Origin of the sequence: Microbulbifer discodermiae (genome assembly GCF_040742695.1) — a bacterium.
Classification (GTDB): Bacteria; Pseudomonadota; Gammaproteobacteria; order Pseudomonadales; family Cellvibrionaceae; genus Microbulbifer.
Genome location: NZ_JBFLAB010000055.1, coordinates 22,867 through 28,866 on the forward strand (window position 1 = coordinate 22,867; position 6,000 = coordinate 28,866).

Here is a 6,000-nt window from a genome sequence, read left to right on the forward strand (position 1 = left end):
AGAAAGCTAGCACTCCAGATTCCATATGGTCTCTACACAGCTATTACAAATTATCCGCAGAGTCCCTTCTCAATGGACTATTCCTTTGGGATTCCTGGTCCTTTGTGGATTGATTGTCTGGGCTGTAAATCTGCCGGATCACAGAAACGGAATAGCACCGCCGGTATTCGCCGGCCAGGGGGCACAGCAGGTTTTAGCCGGTGCTGGCAGCGATTTACGTGTCCGACCCGGTGTTCGCAAAGGCAAGTTTTTTTCCGATTCCGGCGACAGTCCCGACCAACCCTGCTGGGCAGGCGTAACTGCTACAAGCCTATTTGACCCCTATTTATTCCCACTCAATTCCCCCTTTCTCACAAATGTCCAGTTTACGGGAATAATCCGCTACCAACTGCCGTCCCCACGCGAGCCGCCACAAGTTTAATCCTCTGTTTTCAATTTTCTTTACAAATTAGATTTGGCCACTGTTGGCACAAATATCTTATGAGGGTTAACCATGAAATTCCTCTCTATGAGAGCGGTTGCGTACTGCCTGGCTATTTTTCTGGGCCTGCTCAGTGCGCTACCCAACCTTTTACCTGACTCCGTTGTCGGCAAACTGCCCGACTGGTACGCAGCCAATACCCTGGCTCTGGGGCTCGACTTGCGCGGTGGATCGCATCTGCTTTTGGAAGTGGATACGCGGGATCTGCTGAAAAGTAAGAACGAGCAACTGGCTGAACAAATTGGCACAGCCCTGCACGGCGCACAGCTTGACTACAGCATATCAAGAACTACTGAGAAGGCTATTTATATTGCCCCCAAAGGCTCGGTAAGTCTGGATGATTTAGAGTCTATTGCCCGCAATGTTGTTAAATCCATAGGGAATGCCTCCTCCTATTCAATTGATAGAGACAATGGACAGCTTGCCCTTGTAACTACTGACGCATATCGCGACAGCCTGACCGCTGATGCCGTGGAGCGTAGTCTTCAGGTGGTACGGCAACGCCTGGATGAAGTGGGTTTGGTGGAGCCGAGTATTACCCGCCAGGGCTCAGATGGTATCCAGGTGCAGTTGCCCGGTGTAGATAATCCACAGCATATCCGTCAGCTCCTGGGCACTACTGCAAAAATGAGCTTCCACTGGGCCGCCCCTAACAGTTCCAACTCTTATGTCAGCACCATTACTCTGGCGGGTAAGAATGGAGCACCCTACAAGCTGGAACGGCGGGTTGCCCTCGAAGGCAAGCACATCGCCGATGCGCGGTTAGCCTATAACCCGGAAACGGGAGAGCCAGTGGTCAACTTTCGGCTCGACAAAGAGGGCGCCCGGCTCTTTGGCGACATGACCAGGCAAAATATTGGTCGTCCACTGGCTATTGTATTGGATGACCGTGTCATCACGGCCCCGGTGATTCGCGGTGTAATTGCTGGGGGTAGCGGAGAAATCAGCGGGTCCTTTACCTCCGGCGAGGCAGGCGATCTGGCCGTACTGTTACGCGCTGGGGCACTGCCTGCACCATTGAAGGTCATTGAAGAGCGCACTGTGGGCCCGGACCTTGGCAGGGACTCCATTGCCATGGGGATAACCACAGGCCTTATTGGCGCAGTGCTGGTGATCGGTTTTATGCTAGCCGTATATCGCCGTTGGGGATTGATCGCCTGTCTGGGGTTGGGTGTTAATGTTGGCCTTGTATTCGGGGTTCTCAGTGTACTGGGGGCAACACTCACCCTGCCGGGTATTGCGGGAATTATCCTCACCGTTGGCATGGCAGTGGATGCAAACATACTCATCAATGAACGTATTCGGGAGGAGGGCCGCAAGGGTCGGTCAGCTTACGGAGCATTCGAGGAAGGATTCAAGCAGGCCTATCGCACCATAGTGGATTCCAACCTTACCACCCTCATCGCCGTCAGCCTGTTGTTTTTCTTTGGCAGCGGCCCGGTACGGGGCTTTGCCGTGACTATTGGCATAGGGTTATTGACATCCCTGTTTACAGCCATCTCTGTAACGCGACCCCTGATGAAGTGGCGTGTGCGTAAAGCTGGTCGGCGCCCGTTCCAGCTCTCTGGTATCCAACTTCTCAATCGGCTGAGCAGCCAAACCATTAATTTTATGAGAGGGCGGATTGCCGGACTTGCCCTATCCGTCGTGTTATCCCTATCTGCAGTGATACTTTTCATCCATCCAGGGCTGAACTACGGGATTGACTTTAGCGGTGGAACCCTCGTAGAGGTTCAGGCGCCGAACACCTCCGTCGAGGACCTGAGAAAAACCCTGACTCAGCAAGGCTTCAACCATGCAGCCATCCAGGAATTTGGCGAGGGTGGCGGAAATTACCTGATTCGTGTCCCATTGGGTAATGCAGGACAGGGGGATGATGAGGTCGCCACGGGTCTGCCCGTGGAGCAGCTAAAACAAGCCGTGCTGCGGGATTCGCCTGAGGCCAAATTCCCCCGTGTGGAAATGGTCGGGTCCAAGGTGAGTGGCAATTTCTCTGATGCGACTATTTTGACATTACTGCTGGCTGGCGCTGGTATGCTGGCTTATCTATGGATGCGTTTCGAGTATCACTTTGCCCTGGCAGCAATCCTGACCATTGCCCTGGATCTCACCAAGACAATCGGTTTTTTTGTGCTGACCGGTGTGGAATTTAATCTCACGGCAGTAGCAGCATTGTTGGCTCTTATGGGTTACTCCATCAATGACAAAGTGGTTGTTTTTGATAGAGTCAGGGAAAACCTGCGACAAACGCCGGATAAACCGCTCCTGCAACTACTCAATGAGAGTATCACCTCCACCTTGACGCGGACAGTTTTCACCTCGACAACCACCTTTATTGCGCTGCTGCCAATGGCGATCGCCGGAGGAGCTGCCGTGGCCAGCTTTGCATTGCCAATGCTGTTTGGAATTTTTATTGGCACAAGTTCCTCTATTTTTGTCGCAGCACCTATTGTGTACTATCTTGGGCAGAGAAGACTAAAAAAAGGGTTGTCCCAGTTGCGGCCGACCGCCGATGAGATCCGGGCGCAATTGGAGCAAATGCCTTAGGACAGCGGTTTGTAGTGGCACACTAAATTTGAACCTGCCGAAGAAAAGTCTAGCATTTGGTTAGTTTGCGGTAGTAACCTATTAGAAAAGTCAGTATGCCCGGCCAACCCATCCTGGGAGTTGGCTGGGTACCAGATGGCCAATAGCGCACTCGTCCGGTTAATACAGGCTATTTATACACTTTGACTCCTCGAAAATAAATTAAGGAAATGCTCCCCTTGGGGGATTCTGCTGCTGGTTGCGCATCGGTATTTACTGCGAATATAATCACCACAAAGCCTGCGTAGAGTCAGGAATGCCCTCTGTGCAGGGTGTTAGGATTCCGTAGTTACAGTATGAGGAATTTTATACGCAGGCTTCCTGATAAAAACTACTCTTTGCTGTTGCGCGCCTCATTGTGGGGAAAGCAGAGAATTACTATGAGTGATAGAGATTAATGGAGTTGAGGTAAATTCTTGTCACTATCCATAAATGATTAAATGATGATGACATGTTGAGAAATATACTATTTGGGGTACTGATGATTTTTGGGTCGCTTTTCTTCCTGTTTAAAATCAGTAAAAGTACCTCGTTTCAATTCGTTGGAGATTTGGTTGATCATGCGGAAATCCAGGACAGGGTGATTGCGCTTACATTCGATGATGGACCGTCTCCGGGCAAGACAGAAGAAATTATAGGAATTCTTGATAAATATAAGGTAAGGGCAACCTTTTATCTTATAGGACAGTCAATTGAGAAAAATCCCCAATTAGCCCGCATGCTTGTAGATGCAGGCCATGAAGTAGGGAATCATTCTTTTACTCATGAGTGTATGGTTTTCAAACGCTATGGATTTATTTCCGAGGAGGTCGAAAGGACAAATTCCCTAATCAGAAAGTCAGGCTTTAAGGATGAAATCACCTTCAGACCGCCATATGGCAAGAAATTATTCGCTTTGCCCTATTACCTGAAAAAATCTGGCATCGTCAGCGTGACCTGGGATGTTGCACCAGATAGCGAACTACCGATAAGCGCAACCCCGGAAGAAATTACAGATTATGCTCTAAAGAATATACGCCCTGGATCAATAATTATGCTTCATGTTATGTTTGAGTCCAGAAAAAATTCTATGGCAGCCGTGCCGAAAATCATCCTGGGGTTGAAAATGGAAGGCTATAAATTTGTTACTGTATCTGAATTGATAGAGATTGGCCGAGCAGATGGATAATAAAAAAATGATAATGTGAGGATGCTTGGAGCCCCCAGCTAAAGCCGTAAGCTTCCCCTATAAGTAGAAAGTTTTAAACTTAGCGCATTCTGACAAACTATGGTCAGGAGGCCGACATGAAGAAATCAAAATACTCGGACAACCAGATTGTTTCGATCCTCAAGGAGGCCGAGGCGGGAATGAAGGTGAAGGAGGTGTGCCGCAAGTAAGGTATCAGCTCCACCACCTACTATGCGTGGAAGGCTAAATTCGGTGGTCTGGACGTGTCGCAACTAAAGCGTATCCGGGAGCTGGAGGCAGAAAACGCCAAGCTGAAGCGTGCGTACGCGGACAAGGCCATGGAAGCCGAAGCCATGCGGGATCTGATTGAAAAAAAGCTCTGAAGCCGATCGAGAAGCGTGATGCCGTAGCGCACCTGGTTAAGGCGCACGGGCTATCCAAACGCAAAGCCGCCCGCTGTATTGGGCTATCGCGATCGGCCCTGTATCAGCCGTTGGTGGACTGGTATGAGCGAGATCGGGATGTGATCGAGCCCCTGTTAAAGCTGACGGAGCAATGTCCGGGGCTCGGTTTCTGGAAGCTGTTCGACCGATTGCGGCGCCAAGGTTGTACCGCCAACCACAAACGCGTTGGGCGTATATACCGGGAATTTAAGCTCAATAGGCGTCGTCGCACCAAGAAGCGGCTGCCGGTGAGGAAGCCTCAACCGCTGGTTGCACCCCAACAGCCTAATCAGGTCTGGTCCGCCGACTTCATGAGTGATGCAGTTTATCTAGGCCCAAGGTTCCGCACCTTCAACATCGTTGATGACTTTAACCGAGAATGTCTGGCCATTGAAATGGATACCCCACTGCCCAGTGCGCGGCTAGTCAGAGTCTTCGAACAGCTCAAGGAAGAACGCGGGTTGCCGGACATGCTGAGAACAGACAACGGCCCGGAATTTCTTGGACAGGTATTTACCGACTGGTGTCGGGAGCATGGCATTCTCATCGATTACATCGAGCCGGGCAAACTGAACCAGAATGCATTCATCGAATGGTTCAATCGCAGCTACCGAACCGAGGTCTTAGATGCGTACCTGTTCGAAAACCTCCGCCAAGTAAGACTACGAATCTGGACGGTGATGGCGAGGCGCTATACCGCCAGCTGTACTGCGCACGCGGAGACATGGAAAACCGCATCAAGGACCAGCAATTGGATCTGTTCGCGGGCCGCACTTCCTGCCACCGCTGGTGGCCGAATCAGTGGCGGCTACTGCTCTCGGCATTGGCCTGGATACTGTTCGAAGAGCTGCGAGAACAGCTCAGGAGTACGCCGCTGGCGAAAGCGTCGGTTGGCACCTTACGCAATCGCTTGATCAAGGTCGCAGCTGTGGTGATTAAAAACACAGGGCGCCTGCGATTCCTGCTACCGACGTCAATGCCAGACAGAGAAATCTTCTGCGAGGCTGCGGCAAGACTGGTGCCTATATAGGTGAAAGAGTGCTGCTCCGGCACGGAATAAAGAATGAGGTAAGGGGCAATTGCGCCCGGCAGATTTGGAGCTGGTTACGTTGCAGTCGAGTAGATCAATTAATAGCCTGCGATCGCGGATCTTCGAGAGTCAGAAGAAAATACTGTGCTCTAGCAGGCTGTTGATTTTGTCGCCTGAGAACATTGGGTTAGATACAATACGGAAAACGATAACCCACAGAGGATTTTGGTTCAGTGCGCGGTATGGATGTTTTTCAGGAGTCTCTTTTCACAACAGTGCAGTTGGAATCGTT

At 50.8% G+C, this 6,000-nt stretch carries 2 protein-coding genes and 3 pseudogenes; all 5 read left to right on the top strand.

What is annotated here, in order from left to right; genetic code table 11:
• The first annotated feature begins 508 nt into the window (after positions 1-508).
• Complete coding sequence (secD, locus tag AB1S50_RS16045; protein WP_367151993.1) at positions 509-3,028, top strand: protein translocase subunit SecD; 2,520 nt, start codon at positions 509-511, stop codon at positions 3,026-3,028.
• 490 nt (positions 3,029-3,518) lie between these two features.
• Entirely contained in the window at positions 3,519-4,235 is a 717-nt protein-coding gene (locus tag AB1S50_RS16050) for a polysaccharide deacetylase family protein (protein WP_367151994.1), read from the top strand.
• Positions 4,236-4,351: 116 nt separating this feature from the next.
• Positions 4,352-4,618: pseudogene (locus tag AB1S50_RS16055) on the top strand (transposase).
• A gap of 5 nt (positions 4,619-4,623) precedes the next feature.
• Positions 4,624-5,337: pseudogene (locus AB1S50_RS16060) on the top strand (IS3 family transposase); the annotation flags it as partial.
• A gap of 20 nt (positions 5,338-5,357) precedes the next feature.
• Positions 5,358-5,708 (top strand): annotated as a pseudogene (locus tag AB1S50_RS16065) (transposase); the annotation flags it as partial.
• Positions 5,709-6,000 lie beyond the last annotated feature (292 nt).

Coding starts and splice junctions, on each gene's coding strand:
- secD (WP_367151993.1), top strand. CDS start 509: ATGAGAGCGGTTGCGTACTGCCTGGCTATTTTTCTGGGCCTGCTCAGT.
- AB1S50_RS16050 (WP_367151994.1), top strand. CDS start 3,519: ATGTTGAGAAATATACTATTTGGGGTACTGATGATTTTTGGGTCGCTT.